Annotated in this window: 14 protein-coding genes; 2 read left to right on the top strand and 12 right to left on the bottom strand. The window is 37.9% G+C overall.

Annotated features, from left to right (window positions below; all coding sequences use genetic code 11):
- Nucleotides 1-128: 128 nt before the first annotated feature.
- The 12 genes from ACSU6B_RS26160 to cax all read right to left on the bottom strand — a co-directional run bounded on the left by ACSU6B_RS26160 (nucleotide 129) and on the right by cax (nucleotide 14,780).
- The gene (locus ACSU6B_RS26160) at nucleotides 129-3,299 is read right to left on the bottom strand and encodes an ATP-binding cassette domain-containing protein (protein ID WP_410889290.1); all 3,171 of its coding nucleotides are present in this window, start codon (nucleotides 3,297-3,299) and stop codon (nucleotides 129-131) included.
- 16 nt (nucleotides 3,300-3,315) lie between these two features.
- Nucleotides 3,316-3,882, bottom strand: a complete 567-nt coding sequence (locus ACSU6B_RS26155; RefSeq protein WP_410889288.1) for a DUF4256 domain-containing protein — start codon at nucleotides 3,880-3,882, stop codon at nucleotides 3,316-3,318.
- A 406-nt stretch (nucleotides 3,883-4,288) separates the two neighbouring features.
- Nucleotides 4,289-4,702 carry an NAD(+)--rifampin ADP-ribosyltransferase gene (gene arr / locus ACSU6B_RS26150; RefSeq protein ID WP_410889326.1) on the bottom strand — a complete coding sequence of 138 codons (414 nt, stop codon included), beginning with the start codon at nucleotides 4,700-4,702 and terminating at the stop codon, nucleotides 4,289-4,291.
- Between the two features lie 385 nt (nucleotides 4,703-5,087).
- Nucleotides 5,088-5,210 (bottom strand): DUF2200 domain-containing protein, encoded by a 123-nt coding sequence (locus ACSU6B_RS26145; protein WP_215006181.1) that lies wholly within the window; start codon nucleotides 5,208-5,210, stop codon nucleotides 5,088-5,090.
- Between the two features lie 790 nt (nucleotides 5,211-6,000).
- On the bottom strand, nucleotides 6,001-7,383 hold the full coding sequence (rlmD, locus tag ACSU6B_RS26140) for a 23S rRNA (uracil(1939)-C(5))-methyltransferase RlmD (protein ID WP_410889286.1): 1,383 nt from the start codon (nucleotides 7,381-7,383) through the stop codon (nucleotides 6,001-6,003).
- A gap of 192 nt (nucleotides 7,384-7,575) precedes the next feature.
- The gene (gene pdaA, locus ACSU6B_RS26135) at nucleotides 7,576-8,343 is read right to left on the bottom strand and encodes a delta-lactam-biosynthetic de-N-acetylase (protein WP_410889285.1); all 768 of its coding nucleotides are present in this window, start codon (nucleotides 8,341-8,343) and stop codon (nucleotides 7,576-7,578) included.
- A gap of 62 nt (nucleotides 8,344-8,405) precedes the next feature.
- Nucleotides 8,406-9,308, bottom strand: a complete 903-nt coding sequence (locus ACSU6B_RS26130; RefSeq protein ID WP_410889324.1) for a nuclease-related domain-containing protein — start codon at nucleotides 9,306-9,308, stop codon at nucleotides 8,406-8,408.
- 468 nt (nucleotides 9,309-9,776) lie between these two features.
- Nucleotides 9,777-11,318: a fumarate hydratase gene (locus ACSU6B_RS26125; RefSeq protein ID WP_410889283.1), complete on the bottom strand. Its 1,542-nt coding sequence runs from the start codon at nucleotides 11,316-11,318 to the stop codon at nucleotides 9,777-9,779.
- A gap of 191 nt (nucleotides 11,319-11,509) precedes the next feature.
- On the bottom strand, nucleotides 11,510-11,707 hold the full coding sequence (locus ACSU6B_RS26120) for an SE1561 family protein (RefSeq protein ID WP_088085809.1): 198 nt from the start codon (nucleotides 11,705-11,707) through the stop codon (nucleotides 11,510-11,512).
- Between the two features lie 132 nt (nucleotides 11,708-11,839).
- Nucleotides 11,840-12,610 (bottom strand): YfkD famly protein, encoded by a 771-nt coding sequence (locus ACSU6B_RS26115; RefSeq protein WP_251033171.1) that lies wholly within the window; start codon nucleotides 12,608-12,610, stop codon nucleotides 11,840-11,842.
- 131 nt (nucleotides 12,611-12,741) lie between these two features.
- The gene (locus ACSU6B_RS26110) at nucleotides 12,742-13,356 is read right to left on the bottom strand and encodes a YczE/YyaS/YitT family protein (RefSeq protein ID WP_410889281.1); all 615 of its coding nucleotides are present in this window, start codon (nucleotides 13,354-13,356) and stop codon (nucleotides 12,742-12,744) included.
- Nucleotides 13,357-13,739: 383 nt separating this feature from the next.
- Nucleotides 13,740-14,780, bottom strand: a complete 1,041-nt coding sequence (gene cax, locus ACSU6B_RS26105; protein ID WP_410889322.1) for a calcium/proton exchanger — start codon at nucleotides 14,778-14,780, stop codon at nucleotides 13,740-13,742.
- Nucleotides 14,781-14,965: 185 nt separating this feature from the next.
- On the opposite strand from cax, the gene ACSU6B_RS26100 reads away from it, so the two are divergent.
- Nucleotides 14,966-16,144 carry an MFS transporter gene (locus tag ACSU6B_RS26100; protein ID WP_410889279.1) on the top strand — a complete coding sequence of 393 codons (1,179 nt, stop codon included), beginning with the start codon at nucleotides 14,966-14,968 and terminating at the stop codon, nucleotides 16,142-16,144.
- A gap of 176 nt (nucleotides 16,145-16,320) precedes the next feature.
- Nucleotides 16,321-18,234: a heavy metal translocating P-type ATPase gene (locus ACSU6B_RS26095; protein ID WP_410889277.1), complete on the top strand. Its 1,914-nt coding sequence runs from the start codon at nucleotides 16,321-16,323 to the stop codon at nucleotides 18,232-18,234.
- Nucleotides 18,235-18,492: the final 258 nt, after the last annotated feature.

The raw sequence follows: 18,492 nt of genomic DNA, 5'->3' as shown, positions 1-18,492 counted from the left end.
CATAAACATAAACCTGTATTGTTAAAATAGACCAAAAAAAAGAAACAGGATATTATCCCATTCCAAATTTGCAGCTTCTTAATATCAATTCTTTTAACACTTACATGGCTTGTTTTAATCATTCTAATCTAATTATTTTGCTCAAGGCATTGATAAACCGCCATCATATCTCGTTTATTTAACTCACGAATACGATTAAAAATTGGAATATCAGCGACAGCTTCTGTATATAAACTTTCATCAACAACATCACTTACTGTGCCAGTTAACCATGTTTTTACTGATATGCCTTCGACCATTTCCTTGCGACCTTCATCATTGATGCCACTTGCACGACAACTCACACATGGTATCGTTAATTTAAACACGCCATCATGGAGATTCTCTTCCGTAATGACTTTCTTCCCTTTACAAAATGGACATGGATAACTTTTTTTAATTTTATTAATTTGAGTGACTATTTTTTTGTAACCAAATGCTTCATAAACATACGTTAGTTTTTTGTATTTTCCATTAGTGAAATACTTATCAATGATAGTTTCTCTTGTCTCATTGATATTGGCAAAATCACAGATGGTAATCTGATTATTGATGCTGATAGATTCGATATAGCCCTTAATTGTATCCCAGAATGGTAAGACATTTTGTAATACCATTTCATACCCAACAAAGCTTGCGAGTTCCAATTCAAACATTTTCAATGCGACTTGTGTTTTTCTAGACAGCAGGGATACATCTTCTGTCAAAGTCATATCGCCGCCAACAATAGATTTTAGCTTTACGAGTACAGGTAACTCTCCAACTATTTGTAACACTTGATCAAGTGGCTGATTGATCATCTCACGAATATCTGTGTCATCAAATATAAGCTGTTTATGATGATTAAGTACAGTTCCATGACAAATCGGACAGGTAATCTTTTCTTTAGATGCTTTCATTTTCTCTTTAATCACCGATTTCGAAATGACCATATACCCACCAACGATTGTATTAAAGCCTACCCAGGTCCTCTGTGTCTTGCCTGCTTTATCATAGAATGTCTTTTCAAAATATCCGTACCAAAAAATATGCTTTTCTTCTTCTGTCATCTCATTGTAGCTTTTCGTCAGATCGAACCCGAGCTCATTCTTAATTTCCTCAAATAGAAACTCTAATTTTGGATATTGATAATATTTTAATACTTCCATCACTTCAGGATAAAATAGGCCATCCCAGAATGGAACGGTTTTGTCCTGAATGACAAGATCTTTATCAAATATTTCAATCTTAAGGCGTCCTGAGCATGATGGACAATGATTGTCCTGTGAATAGAAATCGAAGCTTCTCGTATCTTTAATGGTCGGATGCGACGCGATAATATGGTTGATGACGCCGCCCATTTCATAGAGAAAACTGTATTGGCTATACAAATGTCTTTCAAGATCTATAGCAATGACAGGCGCAATGGTGTCAGATTCGTATTCGCCGTAAATTAAACGGGCCATTGATGATAAGCTTTTTAAGATACCGCCCTTATAGACATTTTCTGCATTCTTAAAATAGTCGATATGATTTTCTTTTAAATAAGTAATGCCATTTTGAGCTTTGAGTGTCGAAGAAATTTGGGATGGAAGCACAACATCTTTCTTATTTTTAAGCTCGTAATATTCGTTATGACTGACAACTTCAAGATGAGTGACAGGTTCAATCTTTCTTTTACCAAAATCAGCGATAAAATCAGAGCTTTCTAACATATAGGCATTATGTTCAATCATCATAATTGAGACAGATTCATCTTGCAGAATGACCCTGACACTATCAATGAATTGATTTAGAATATTTTGTGATAAACCTTTTGAAGGTTCGTCAAAAATGAAAAGTGTATGAGGGTTTCTAGAATTCGCAAACAGTTCCGAAACTAAATGAACACATTGAAATTCACCAGTCGATAATGTTTGTGTTTTTCTTTCTAATGTCAAATAACCTAGTCCAAGTTTGATCAGTAAACTCAAACGTTTATGTGCGATGTCTTCATTTGGAAGTTCCTCAATAATGTCTTCAATCGAGCGCTCAAAAATATCATCAATATCTTCACTATATTTTGTGAGTTTCTTTTTGATATCAAGAAAAGTCGCAACGGTTGACCGACTAGTAATCGATTGGTTTCGATCCTGACCAACGATAACCAGTTTATCTTTTGGATAACGCTTCAGAAAATCCTTGGCGATACATTCATTGACTAGCGTAGACTTACCACATCCAGACTCACCCGTAAAGGTGACAAGTCTATTTTTGGGAATCTGAATTTCAGCCATTTGAATATTACGGCAATGCAGTTCACGAAATTGATAGTAATCTGTTGGCATTTCTTGATTTTGTTCCCAATGGATGGGTTGTGGACGGGGTGATTCTTCCACAATTTTTCCGCCATATTTCCCACTGCCGGGTCCAAAGAACAATTGCTCATCCGTTGTATCTAGCACGGTGTCGGAATGATCAATGAACCAAATTTGGTTCTTATAGCCTAATTGTTTAATCTGTTCTAAAATCTTCAATAGTGTTTGGTGATCAAGACCAACGGAGATTTCATCAATAATAATCACGGTATTTTCACTGGCTGCCATGAATTCAGCCAAGTAAAGACGTGTTATTTCCCCTCCTGACAATGTACCCATGATCCGATTTAATGTTAAGTAACCAATATTCATATTGATAATATTTATAAGAATATGCTGTTTCGCTTCACTAATATGTAAAACTTCTGCTAGTGATAGAATCGATTCAATACTTAAATTGTTGATATCGGAAATACTATGTGGTTGATCAAATAATTCAATTTTATATTGTTCAACTTCTTGATTATAGCGCTTTCCCTTACACTTTTTACATTCGACATTTTTAGTAGTTCCACGACCCTTACACTCTGGACACCAGCCTAATGCATTATTAAAGGAAAACACTTCCGGAGAAAGATTATATTTTTCCGCAAGACTCACACGAATCTCTGTAAACACGCCAGTATGTGTGCCAATTGTTGAACGTGGATTGGAAGAAATGGATGATCTCCCAAGAAAAAGTACAAGTGGCATTTCTTCCATCTTGATAGCACTAAAATTGGTTTCCATTATATTAGGAAATAAATACTGATATTCAGCTTTTGGCAATAAGGAAACGAGACGTTTCTTGGATTCTTCACCAATGGTTTGACAAAAAGTTGTTTTTCCAGATCCTGACAAACCAGCAATTCCTAACGATTGATCTGCTGGAAGTGCTGCATTTAATTTGTTAATATTGTTCGCAATTAATTGATTTATTTTCATATGGATATCCTCGTTTTTAGACCCTTAGCGAGCCACGGAAACCCCTGGCAGCATAGTAGGATTCTGCTCCGTTATGGTACACAAAAACAGTATCGTAGCGACGATCACAAAAGATGGCCCCACCGAGTTTTCTAATATTATCAGGTGTTTTCACCCAGCTCGATGTTTTAGTATCGAAATTTCCAAGTCTCTGCATCTCCCGGTATTGTTCTTCCGTTAACATCTCAATACCCATGTCAGCAGCCATTTCTATTGCGTTGTTTTTTGGTTTATGTTCTTTCCTTGACTCCAGCGCTTCACGATCGTAACAAACACTTCTGCGGCCTTTAGGACTTTCCACTGAACAATCATAAAAAATGTATTCGCCCGCCTTTTTATCATGATCGATAACATCCGGTTCACCGCCTGTTCTTTCCATTTCATAAAGCGACCACAGTTTTTCAGTATTAGTTTCTAGCTTTGCTTGTACATTAGCCCATTCAAGTCCTTTATGGCGATTCATGTTTTTCTCAAAACGGGCTTTCAATGTTCTTAGTATTTCTTCATGTTGTTCTGGTGACAACTTCCTTTTTTCATTATTCATACTAAACCTCTTCCTAAATTATGTTAGCCAAATGCTTTTAATCATAATAAAATTTTAATTTAATTTCATTCTAAAGCATTTTATACAAACAAACAAAAACACCTGCATTTTTCTGCAGATGCTCTATGATGGATATTATTTATTTTTTCCAATCCTTAATCAGCCATATATAGCACACAAACACATTCAACATGTATTGAAAGTAGGTCCCAGATTATTTCAAGATTAACTGCGACACGCACTCCACATGTGCGGAGTGTATGTGGCAACACATGGGGTGCTGGTGAAGGATACCATTGCAAACTCAGCAATTGAAACTGGATACGCAGCAACCAGTTCGATAGTATTTTCTTTCATCTTGGCTATTTTCAAAAAGTCATTTGCATTTTAACATCTTGAAATATGTTCAGTTAATAATTTCGCCCTTGTTTTTAGCTAAATTTTCGTGCCATTCGCGTCGCTCCATAGTTGTCAGTTTCGCCCATTCTGTTACTTCACCAATAATTCTTAAAGTTTCTTTTGAACGATAAGAACGTGTTAAGTTACCAGGAAATTTTTTGTCAGTAACATTTGGGTCGTTTTCAAATTCACCAGTTGGTTCTATTATATAAACTCGTTCTCTTCCTTCTCCTTTTGCTAAAGCTGCTGCAAGTCCTGCGCCATTGACATTAGCAGTGAAATAAATGTGGTTCATTTTAAGCCCAGATTTGTAATTTGAATTTCCACCTGCTGTTAGTAAATCACCAGCCTTCAAATCTGCCTTTGTCCCATGGTAAAATGGTCCTACATCAGAAGGGGCACCCTGAGATGAATTTGACAATTCATAATTTCTTTTTGCATTCTCAGTATCACACAACTCCTCATAACATTTGGCAATGTTTAAATATAACGTTGAGTATGCACTCTTCACATTATCATCATCTATTTTTAGTGCACACTGTAGAGATGTTTCCATCCATTTTAATTTGTCTGTAATACTCTTTTGTTGACGAGCTAAATGATAAGCTGCAATAAATCTTTCATAGTCGTTTGTTGCTTCGTGCCATGCTTTGTGAAACACCTTGACTGCATCTTCAATATTTCCACTATCCTCCAATCCCATCCCACTCATACAGAGTTTAATAACGACGTTATTTGGATCAAATTTTATATTCATCTAATTACCTCCAAATTAATTGATTGTTATTATGAGTACACCCGGAAATTCAACTTCTCAAAATCTTCTCCATTGGCTTGCCCTTTGATAATTCGTCTTCTTCATGATAATCAAGAATTGAAACCAAAAGAAACTGATTTAGGAATAACTCTCTAGCTTCTTGCCATTTCATTTTAGCCAGCCCTCCTCTTACTTTTCCTTAAATTTATTATAATTGATTCAAAGGAAATATCATACAAAACCATATAATGCTCAGCTACTTGTTACACATGCTCGAAATTATCACTCCTGTAATGTAAGCACCCTTTATAGACTAAAACCCAGTCCTAAGACTGGGAATGTTTAAAGGATTTTAAAATGATCTTGCCCTTTTTGAGTTTGCAGTAAAAACATCAAGCTATAATGGAGGTGCAGCAATTTCACACGCTCAGAAAGGTATCGGGCCTGGCGGAGTAAAAAGTGGTATTGTTACACTGTTACTTGGTGCTGCAACGACATATGTTGGCACGTTAAAGACGTTAGTCCTGTTAGCTGGGGAGGGAAGATAGCTAACGAGAGGACAGAATCCACAAAGAAATAAAACTATTTTGGAAGATGGCATCATATATGATGCTTTAGCATTTTCAATAAGCTAAAGTAGCAATCAATAATTATCTTGATCTTCCGCAATCGGGCACGTTTTTGGAGGATCATTGGCCTAACTCTTCGCTAAAATACGGAGGGATTAGGCTTTTTTTTACTTTTTAAACTCTTTAACGTTAACACATCTTCCAGACGATACCCATAGACAAATGCATTGGCGATAAGCGCTATGTCGGTTTGCTTTAAGTTGGGTGTCTGTCACGACTCGAAGAGTGCCAAATCTTGTCGAGTAAATAATTTACGAACTTTATCTAAAATCAATCCCTTTCTGAGCTACGCAAAAAGCCTACTCCGAAGAATAGGCATAAATTCTATATATATTACCTTACAAGAATGAGTTGCACAACACACTCGACGTGTGCCGTATGCGGGAACATGTCCACTGGTTGGATATATTTTACTTCATATTTCGCGCTTAAGTTCTGAATGTCCTTAGCCAAAGTTGAAGGATTACATGAGATGTATATCAACTTTTTTGATTCTGCCTGAAGGATGGTTTGGATGAGCTGCCCCTCTAGGCCTGTTCTAGGTGGATCGACTACAATGACATCGGGCTTCCAACCCTTTTTGACCCATTTAGGCAGGACCTCTTCTGCCTTTCCAGGTACGTATTTAGTATTAGTAAATCCGTGGCGCTTTGCGTTTTTCTTCGCATCCTCAATCGATTCCGTGATGACGTCCATCCCACGAACTTCGGCTGCCTGGTCAGCAAGCCATAAGCCAATAGTTCCCACTCCACAATAGGCATCGAGGACTTTTTCTTGGCCAGTTAGAGCCGCTGCTTTTTTCACTTCATTATAAAGTTTTACTGTCTGCACAGGATTTAACTGGAAGAAGGTCCTTGCCGAAAGCTCGAATTGTAAGTCTCCCAAGGTTTCTTGGATAAAATCTTCACCAGCTAATGGCAAGGTTTCATCGCCAAAAATTAGTGATGTTTTTTGTCCATTTATATTCTGCACAATTGATTTTACATTCGGAAGACGCTTTTGAATTTCCTGAATGATGACGTCCACTTTCGGCAATTCTTTTTGTGTAGTTATTAGAACTATTTGCAGTTCCCCTGTTTGAATGCCGACACGAGTAACAATGGTTCGAATAATACCTTTTCTAGATTTTTCATTATAAATCGGAATTTTTAATTCCTCTAAAATCCGCTTCACTTCAGAGGTTGCCTCATTTGTTTGTGCGTGCTGCACAGCACATTCGTCAATATTAATCAGTTGATGGGAATTAAGGCCATATAGTCCGGCGAGGACCTTGCCGTCGATTGCCTTTACTTGAAAACTGCTCTTGTTTCTGTATCCCCATGGTTCTTCCATCCCAATTGTTTCACGAATTTCGAGCTTGTTGATGTCAACTTTGGTATGGCGCTCCAATGATTGAATGATGATATCACGTTTTTCCTTAAGCTGTTGGTCGTATTTTAAATGCTGTAGCTGGCATCCACCGCATTGATCATACACCGGGCATAGTGGCAGTACACGATGCGGGGATTTAATCCGGATTTTTTTGATTTTTGCCTCAGCAAATTTAGGGTTAATCTTCGTTGCCTCTACGACAACTTCTTCACCTGGAAGGGCTCCCGGTACAAAGACAACTTGCTTTTTAAAATAGCCTACGCCTTCCCCATTAATTCCAAGCCTTTTGATGGTGAGGGGGAAGGTTTGATTTAATTCGATTTTGATATTTTGATCAGTTTTCATCTATTTCACTCCAAATTATTCCATAAATTCAAAGAACCCTAGTAACTGTTTCTTCATTACAGATAGTTTCATTTTAATTTTACCCTGTATTATAGCATGATTTACATTGAAAAACCGAATCTCCATGATTCGGTATTGATAAAATGAATCATTAAAAGGCGAATTTTCGAATAAATTCGCCTTTAGCTTTTATTATTTTTTCTTCGGAAACTTATCCAGGCTTTTGAACTTGTAGCCTTTTTTCTTTAAGTCCTGAATCGCCTTTTCAAGTGCATCGGCATTGTCTTTTGAAACAGTGTGTAATAGCAGTATACAACCGGGATGGATTTGACTCATGATATTGTCGTAGGAATATTGCCAGCCTTTTTGCCGGTTTACCTCCCAATCGACAAAGGCAAGGGACCAGAAAACATGTGAATAACCCTCTTCTTTAGCAATTTGCATCGTTCGCTCGCTAAAGACTCCTTTTGGCGGGCGGAGATATTTCATTTCCTTTTGACCCGTTAATTCTTTCGTTTTAGCTCGGACCTTTTCCAGCTCTTCACGTATCCTTTCGTCACTTACAGCTGTAAGGTCTGGATGATGCCACGAATGGTTACCAACAATATGCCCTTCTTTTACCATCCTTTTAACTATATCCCCTGCTGAGAGCAAGTAATGTCCAGTTACAAAGAATGTTGCAGGGACCTTTTCCTTTTTTAAAATATCAAGAATCTGAGGGGTATAACCTTGTTCATATCCGTTATCGAAGGTAAGATAAATCGTCTTTTTATTAGGGTCACTTTTGTAAAAAGCCCCGTATTGTTCGATCAACTGATCAAGCTCGGCCCCTGCTTCTGCAGGCTGTTCGTTAACCCCCTTTTTAAAACCCCAATGAATCGGCTGATTAGAAACAGCCGCATATGTACTCTGAGGTATCAAAACGAGCAGCATACTGAGGATGCACAATAATCTTTTCATCCATGTTCCCCCTATTTTGTTTTTTATATTATTTGTTATTGGAGAGAAAAGATTATTAGTATTTAAAGGAAATTTTTAGGCGGATAATAAATCCGCCCCTTAGTTGTTCCAGTATAAGGAAAGTTTAATGAGGAAAGAAAATACGCGGTTATTCTTGTTGATGGAAGATGGAGGAAATTCCGTATTTCCATGTTTGTAAATGATGGAGTGTATAGAAAGAAATACTCTCTTATCGCATCTATGTACGCATCTTGTGAAATAAATTGACAAGTAGGACAACACCATATTTTCCTCTTATATTTCATTGGAAATTGAAAGCAATTTGGACATTGAACTCCAGTTATAATTTCAGATTTTATAATACCAAATTTTTGAAGAATGTCTGTAATTATAGGAGTGTGGTTTTTTAAAAAGAGCTTTTTTATTTTCTCAATGGTTTTATTATCAATCTGGTTCTTATTATGTTGATGATAAAATACATCGATTTTTCCAAGTAAATCACCTACTCGGCAAACCTTCTTTTGAGCAGCTGTGTATCCAGGACTAATACATACCTCAGTGGATGATTTACAAATAGAAACTAAGGAGTCGATTGGGATTGGAGGGATTTGGTGTTTTTCTAGAAAATATGTCAATAGTATGTTATGGCGTTGTGCCTGTGCGATTGGATTTTCATAAATGACCCTATTGTCCAAATAATCTTGAATCATCTGATTTTTTTCGATTGTAAGTTTGCCAGAATGGTTTTTTCCATCAATCATGAGAATACCTCTTGGGGAAAGTAGCAGGGCATCGATTTGAAAGTATCCTTCTCCATACGGGAGACGCAAGTCGTGGAAAATGAGAAACCTTTTTGGGGGAATTTGTCCTAGATAGTAATGTATTTTTCTTTCTCCATTATATCCAGATCGTAAATTTTTAATGAATAGCCTTAAAGCATTAAGTTTGGGATGATTTAAGGGCATTCTTTTTTCCAATGCTTCGGCTTTTAAGAGATTAAGCGGAAGTGTTAGTTCTTTAACAAACAAATTAATACCTCCCTTAGTAAATCTAGAAATTGTTTCGCTTATTTATAACATGTTTTCCTTATTTCGTGTATGAAGTATTTATGAATTTTGTTAATTATAATGTGATAGACAAAAGATGAAAAGGGAATTTTACATATCGGGAGATAATTACACGATAAAAAAGATTTATTATACAATTATTCAATTTATTTTTCATAAAAAGCTAGGAATTGAACAATTATTAGGAAATATTTCCAACAATGAAATTAAAACCTGGTTATTCGACCAAAATTAAGATTAATTTTACAAAACAGGGACTTTATTTTTCAAAAAATGGCATCTAATTCCCAGTTTTATCTCCTTCCTCACTAATTGCTCTTTAAATTAAAAAAGATAGACGCCCAAAGCGCCTATCCCAAAAATACCTTATTTAAAAACCGGTTCCTTAAACTGAGCTAATTTTTCTAAGGAAGATTTATCAACGTCGGCGTGCAAGCTGTTTCCGTGCGAGTCCATGGTTACTACGGCTGTGAAGCCCTCTACACGCAGATGCCACATCGCTTCTGGAATACCAAATTGCATTAAATCCACACCCTCCACAGATTTAATACAATCTGCATAATACTGGGCCGCACCTCCAATCGCATTCAGGTACACACCTCCGTGCTCTTCCAACGCTGCCAATGTTTTCGGGCCCATCCCGCCTTTACCGATGACAGCGCGGATTCCGAACTTCTTCATGATATCGCCTTGGTAAGGTTCCTCACGAATACTTGTTGTCGGACCCGCAGCTTTAACATGCCACTCACCAGCGTCATCCTTTAACATTACCGGACCGCAATGATAAATAACTTGTCCATTTAAATCAACAGGTGCCTCGTGATCACTTAGATACTTATGAATTGCATCACGGCCTGTGTACATCATGCCGTTAATTTGAACGACATCTCCAACTTTAAGAGCACGGATCTGTTCTTCGGAAATTGGCGCCTCAAGCGTGATAACACCCTCAGATGTAGCTGCCGTTTCCTTCGCTGCCTCTCCCTCAGCAAAATCAATGAATTCCCCGTCTTGGTACATCCATTCATTAATTTCGCCTGTTTCCGCGTTCACACTCACACCTAAACGTCGGAATGCCCAACAATTGTAAGCAACAGACACATAGAAACTTGCAGGAATACGATTCATCACACCGACTTTACAGCCTAAAAGAGTTGCCTCGCCGCCAAAGCCCATGGTGCCAATTCCTAATTTATTTGCATTTTCCATAACATATTCTTCTAACTTGCGAAGTTCTTCATTTGGGTTCACATCTTCAACGGAACGAAATAGCTGCTCTTTGGCTAAATCATATCCGGAGGAACGGTCGCCGCCAATCCCAACGCCAATAAAGCCAGCACTGCAGCCTTGTCCTTGTGCTTGATATACGGAATGCATGACACACTTACGGATTCCATCAAGGTCACGTCCAGCGCGGCCTAGACCGTCTATTTCACATGGAAGACTGTATTGAATGTTTTTATTTTCACAACCGCCGCCTTTTAATATAAGACGAACGTCGATATAGTCTTTTTCCCATTGGTCAAATTTGATAACCGGCACCCCTGCACCAAGATTATCACCACTATTTTCACCTGTGAGTGAATCAACCGAGTTCGGGCGTAATTTTCCTTCTTTTGTTGCTAAAACAATGGCATTGCGAATCGCTTCTTTAATTACTAACTGGTTTACACCAACTGGCGTTTTGATTTTAAAGGTTGGTAAACCAGTGTCCTGGCAGATGGGTGACACTTGGTCGTCTGCCATTTTGATATTGTTTGTAATCGTCGCAAGGCTCATCGCCGCACTTGTTCCCGCGTTTTCTATTTCCTTCGCCCTTTTAACGGCCCGGCGTACATCCTTAGGAAGTTTTGTTGATGTTTCTACGACTAGCTTGTACATGCTTTCTTGAAATTTAGAAATATTCAATTCGAGTACCCCTCTCCCTATGTTCCCCAATAGTCTTTTCAATTTTCAACGTTTTTGCACGTTTATATTATACTCCTATACCCTCTAGAATTAAAGGATTAGCTTGCAACCGTTGCCATGTTAATCGGGAAAAAAACCATGTAAATTTTGGATAAAGAAACTCACCTCCCTCCAAAAAAAGAGCCTGTTGATTAAACAGACTCACTCACTTCGCGATTATTAAATTCTCTGCATTTTGATTCCATATCATCTAACATTGAAATTAAGCGGTCAATATCTTCAAGATCCGTATCTTCAGGATCAATGGCATCTAGCACATCAATGAACATGTTTAAACGTTGTTTTAAAAAATTCACTTGTGTATTTTTATCTTCAATTGGATTACCCAAACTGATTCACTCCTTTTCGTTAACGTTCTCATCCTACCGAAAAATTTAAACTTTGACAATCGATTATTATTATTTTGCCCTATTTTTAAAAAATAAAAAGACTCCTGTACGGAGGAGTCCTCAACTTTAAAGTCATCTTGGTCTTTCAGATGCGGCAAATCCAAAGGAAACATAATCCTGTACAGGGATCCATGCACCAATTCCTTGGGACGTGACATTTTTAATTACGATAAACTTTTTACTTCCTTTTAGCATTAAGTAGACCTCACCGTAGGTTACTTTTCCTTTTTCATTCACACCTGGTGCATAAGCGTATAAGTAGCCTAGGCGGTTAGGAGGGATGTTATAAATATGATCATTCTTTGTGCCTGCTCCAATAATCGTATCAAATGAAAGTGGAAGATTCGTTTTTTCCATCGCCTTTAATAGCATCATTTTTTTCACATCTTCGGCATTGGCGATTTTAGCCGTTAGGCCCCCTCTGATGATTTTTTGCGACTCCTGAACATACTTAATCTGATATGGCACCTTTCCCCCACGATTATCGAAATAATTTGTGTTTATTTTTTGGAACTCCCAATTCGGGGAAGTTTCGGTTGATTCGTAATTCAACGGCCACTGGCCTAAGTAGACGATCGCGCGATAACCAATCGCAAAAGGTGTGCTATTAATACTCGATTCATTCAACATCCGGATCAAATCAGGATTTTCAATTTTGACCTTTGAAGAATTAATCAACTTCTTAGTTAAATCACTTGGTTGCAGTAATGGCAGATCCTGTGTCGAATTCGGATAAGTATTTTCCTTGGTGATATTCCGAACCGAAGCTGGAACTTGATATTTAACCGAGACTTTTTTCACCGGAACCTTTTGTGCATACCCTGACGGAATAAAAGTTAACATTAATAGCAGTGTCATAAGAACAGAGATATTTCTCTTCACGAGTTAAACTCCTTTCACTAAATAGCATTAATCAGTCTGCTAGTAGTTTTTTCGGAGTTGATATATTTTATCCATCCAAGCAAGTAATTTCATTATTTCGCCTGAAGACGGACCATTAATTTTTCAAAAAATGGAAAAAACAATTGAATGGCCGGCCCTACCGTAAAAGTGATAATAAGGGTCCCGTATGAAATAGGCCCATGCAGAAAAATTGCAGGAATTAAGGCTGTAATTTCCCCAATCGTTTTCGCAACCATTAAATTAACATGAAAACGTTCCTTGATTGCCAACATAAAATTATCGATTGGACTTTGTGGAAACTTAGCCTGAATATAAATGGCTGCCCCAAATCCAATAATCAAGATGCCCATCAATAACATCCCGATTTTCCCCTTAAGTTGGTTGACTTGAAATAAATCAAAAACAGTGTCTAACCAAAAATCCACTAAGGAACCAATGATAATAATAGTTAGTAATGAAAGCAGATCCGGTCTTTTTTTTAATAAAAGAGAAACAACGATGACTAAAACCGCTCCATCAATCATCACCCATTTTCCCACTGATAACCCAACCTTTTCAGTTAGGCTTACATTAAGTGCGTCCCATGCACCTACACCAATATCGGCTACTTCAATGGTCATACAAACTCCAAAAGTCATAATAGTTAAACCTAAAATAAAAAATAAAAACCTAATTAATAATTTCATTTGTGGCTCCTTTTAGGGGAAAAGTAACATAAATGTAATAATCAGAACATTTACAAAATTACAATTTCGTTATATAATATACTTAACCTATCAAGTAAGGAGGGCTGTAATCAATCTGCTAACCATTTACCTAATTAATATTAAGGAGGTTGGGATTCCCGTCTTATATGAGATTCAACACTCGTGTTCATGTATCTAAATAAACATGAAGGTTGGTGATTGATGGCCCAAAGAAAAGCGATTGATACTTAACCCTACAAAAAAGATATTTTATTATTATAGTCCAAGCAAGATCATTAACTCCGTACATGGAAGAATTTAAAAATAGTATATATTTCAAAGGAGACTCTAATCCATTAGGCTTAGAGTCTCTTTAATGTAAATTAGAGTAAGTAAAAACCAATTCCCATAATCAAATAGGCTGCCAGTAAAGTTAACCCTTCAAACCAATTGGATTCTCCATCGTTAGAGATAACAACCATAAGGAGAACCGATGAAACCATGGCAATTAATTCCTGCCAGCTGAAAAGAAGCGGCATCGTGGTATCAAAGAAAAGAGAGATCAGAACAAGTACAGGTAAGACGAACATAGCCACTTGTAGGGTAGAACCAATTGCGATTTCCACCGCAATATCCATTTTGTTTTTAAATGCCATCACTATAGCCGAAGCATGCTCTGCTGCATTACCAACAATTGCCACGATAATTACCCCGATAAATAATTCAGACCAACCGAGAGTTTCACCTACATATTCAAAGGTATGAACAAGATGCTCGGAAATATAAGCAACAGCTATGGTAGCGATGAAAAGGACAGCGATCGCTTTCCCTTTACTCCATTCTGGTATTTCTTCCTCATGCGCCACTTTTTCAGTACTAGGCTGGTACACACCTCGATGGGTGACCAGCTTAAAAAATAAGGCCGCTAGATAAAGGACAATCAGAATGACTGATATTCCGATACTTAAGGAAAGAGTTTTTGTCTCATTCATATTCATCGAAAAAACTTCGGGAATAACAAAGGCAATGATAACAGCAAACATAAGCAGGCCCGAATTGTGTCGAGCATCGTACACATTAAATGTCTGCCGCTTAAATTTTATGCCCCCAATAAAGAAAGATAGTCCCGCCACAAGAAGCAAGTTTCCTAATACCGAACCGGTTAAGGAGGCAAGAACAATACCAACGAGTCCTGCCTTCAACGAAAAGATAGAAATAATAAGTTCAACCGCGTTTCCGAAGGTTGCATTTAATAATCCGCCTATTCGCGGGCCAGCAACAATTGCGAGACTTTCTGTTGCCCTCCCCATAAAACTGGCTAATGCAACTATGGTTAAACAGTAAATAATAAATAAGATGATATTTGACCAATGCAAAAGCGAGCCAATAACTGAAAGTGGCACCCCAATAAGTGTCATAAGCATAAAAATCTTGTTCACCGTATTCCCTCCAAATTCTCGGTTTTCTATTATATATATTTTTTCCTTTTGTACCCTAATTTACCTAAACTTATCATAAAAGTCTAGGGAGTTTGTTCACTTGCAAATGGCGGATTTTCTCGTTACCATCATTTAGGAAATATTTAAAAATATTTGAATGAGGAAGTTCTATGAATAAAAATAACCTTCGTTTTTGGATTCTTGTTAGTATTGTTGCCATATCTGGTTTTTCGCAAGGCATGCTGTTGCCGCTCATCGCAGTAATTTTTGAAAAAAGTGGCGTTTCTCCTTCATTAAATGGCTTAAATGCTACAGCACTTTATATTGGAATTCTACTTGTGTCCCCTTTCATGGAAATGCCTCTCAGAAAATACGGTTATAAACCGGTTATTATCTATGGTGGCGGGCTCGTAATTGTTTCACTTGCTTTATTTCCATTATGGGAGACATTTTGGTTTTGGTTTGCGCTCCGATTACTGATTGGCATTGGCGATCATTCCCTCCATTTTGCCACACAGACTTGGATTACTTCCTCCTCCCCAGTTGCAAAGCGGGGACGTAATATTTCTCTGTATGGTCTGTTCTTTGGGATTGGTTTTGCCTCCGGGCCATTAATGACACCATTAGTAAACGTAAATCAATCGCTGCCCTTTATTGTTTCCTCGATTTTATGTTTTATTGGCTGGGTCTTTGTTTTTACTCTTAAAAATGAATTACCTGAACAAGAAGTTGGTATCAATTCATTCCTAGCCACAATCAAGCAGTTTAGAAAGGCATTAAAATATGGATGGGTCGCTTTCTTACCTCCATTCTCTTACGGCTTTTTAGAATCCTCCTTAAACGGAAGTTTCCCTGTCTATGCATTAAGAATGAATATCGACGTTTCCAGTGTTTCAATGGTGTTATCAGCTTTTGCAATCGGCAGTATCATTACCCAGCTTCCGTTAGGAATTATTAGTGATAAGGTTGGGCGTAGAAATATCTTAATAACTATATTATTTCTTGGATTTTTCAGCTTTACAGCTGCAAGTTTTCTTGAGCATTCCTTTATTGGGCTGTTTGTATCTTTCCTCATTTCCGGGATGATAGTCGGTTCGACCTTCTCGCTTGGCATAAGTTACATGACCGATTTAGTTCCAAAGAACCTACTACCGACAGGAAATTTGTTATGCGGCATCTTTTTTAGTCTTGGCAGCTTATGTGGTCCAATCATCGGGGGATTGTTCATTAAATTCTCTGAAAATGTGAGTTTCTTCTATATAATTAGTACAATGCTTTTAATCTTATCAATTATCATCTTTGCTTTTGGAAAAAAGACTTTATTGGTTTTCGAACAACAAAATTCTTAATCCACTATTGTAGAGCAAATTCGTATCTAATGCATAAGATATGTGGTAAGATGAAAGAAAATAATGATAAAAGTTAGAATTGTTGCTGTCATCCCTTTGATGACAGCTTTCGTATTTTTTAAGGGGATTGATTTTGATTATTCTTATCAACTAGGAAATTGAGAGGGGGAGATCCTATGAATTCAGAAGCAAAGACTCTAACAAAGAGTATTCACAAAGTAGGTTTCTTAGAAAAAATCAAACCGCATGCAGAATTGATTGCTGCTGGATTAAGCGGTGGATTCATTGCTGCTGGCTGGATATTGGATAAGTACGGAAGTGGAGCAGATTCCATTATTGCTTACCTGCTGGCATTTGTAATTGGCGGGTTTGCCAAGGCTAAAGAAGGCATTGAAGCCACCTATGAAAATAAAGAATTAAATGTGGAAATGCTAATGATTTTTGCTGCCATAGGTTCAGCAATTATTGGTTACTGGACAGAGGGTGCCGTTCTAATTTTCATTTTTGCTGTAAGTGGAGCATTAGAAACCTATACCATGAATAAAAGCCACAAGGAAATTTCCTCTTTAATGAAGCTTCAGCCCGAAGAAGCCTTGCTCATCTCAAGTGGTTATGAAAAAAAGGTTCCTGTTTCAGTGCTTCGTGTCGGTGATTTTATTTTAATTAAGCCTGGAGAGCGAGTCCCTTCTGATGGAATTATCATCAAAGGACAAACGAATATCGACGAGGCAGCTATTACTGGTGAATCAATGCCTGTTTCAAAAGGAACTGAGGAGGATGTTTTCGCGGGCACCGTTAACATGACTGGTTCAATTACTGTTAAAGTGACAAAAGCGAGTCATGATACCCTCTTCCACAAAATCATACAGCTTGTTCAATCAGCTCAAAGCGAGAAATCACCCTCACAGCTGTTTATTGAACGTTTTGAAGGAACCTATGTAAAGGTAGTCCTATCCGTTGTTTTATTAATGTTTTTCCTCCCACACTTTATGTTAGGCTGGAGTTGGCAAGAAGCCTTCTACAGGGCAATGATATTATTGGTGGTTGCATCCCCATGTGCACTTGTTGCTTCCATTATGCCGGCCACTTTATCCGCCATATCAAATGGAGCGCGACATGGAATATTGGTTAAAGGTGGTATTCATCTTGAAAATTTAAGCCATCTAGGAGCCATCGCATTTGATAAAACGGGAACACTTACCAAAGGGAAACCAGAAGTAACTGAAGTGATTGTTAAGGAAGGACTTGATCGAGAGGACCTTATTTGGAAAGCAGCTTCAATTGAAAGCCATTCTAACCATCCTCTTGCAACCGCGATTGTGAATTATGTTAAATTAAGCATTAATAAGGATCTCCTTTATCCAGAAAGTCTTGAGGATGTACCAGGCTGGGGTGTTAAAGCGACAATTAATGGTGAGCAGTGGAAAATTGGTAAGGCTGCCTTTATTGGCAATAATTATGTTGACAAGTTTGCTGAAGGTAAGGCAAAAGATCTTTCAAGTCTTGGCAATACACTTGTATACATTGAAATAAATGGTGAACTGAGTGCGATCATTGCCATGAAGGATGTAGTTCGCAAGGAAACAAAACTTGCCATTGATCATTTAAAAAAGCAAGGTATTCATACGGTCATGCTTACTGGGGATAGTGAAAAAACAGCACGAGCGATTTCCTCTGAAAGCCATGTAGATGAATTTTTCGCCGAATGCTTACCTGAGGTAAAAGTAGAAAAACTTAAGGATTTAAAAGAAAAGTATAAAACTGTGGCAATGGTAGGTGACGGGATTAATGATGCACCCGCGCTAGCAATTGCCAATGTCGGTATTGCCATGGGCGGAGGAACTGATGTTGCCCTTGAGACTGCTGATATTGTCCTAATGAAAAATGATTTGCCGCGAATTGCCGAGGCCATCGATCTTTCCAAACGCATGAATAGAATCATTAAACAAAATGTGGTTTTCTCCATAACTGTAATCATGATCTTGATCGCATCGAATTTCTTTCAGATGCTCGATTTGCCATATGGAGTAATCGGTCATGAAGGCAGTACCATTTTAGTCATTCTAAATAGCCTTCGATTGCTTAAATAGTGAAAAACCGGATGAACATTCATCCGGTCAGGCTGTCGAGAAACTTTCGACAGCCTCTTATTTTCTACAATAACTTTAACCATTCACCGCGTTAATTTATTATAACATTATTAATATATAGGCTTTGCAACATGTCTGTTGATTTGCGCTCCAGGCACTTCGCTTTCCGCGGGCGGTCCGGGGAGCCTCCTCGGCGCTAGCGCCTGCGGGGTCTCCCCTGCCCCGTACTCCCGCAGGAGTCTGCGTGCCTTCCGCGCA

Source organism: Neobacillus sp. C211, assembly GCF_051842875.1.
In the GTDB taxonomy this organism is placed as follows: domain Bacteria; phylum Bacillota; class Bacilli; order Bacillales; family Cytobacillaceae; genus Neobacillus.
Note: the sequence above shows the minus strand (reverse complement) of the source record. Positions and strands in the feature narration are given on the sequence as shown.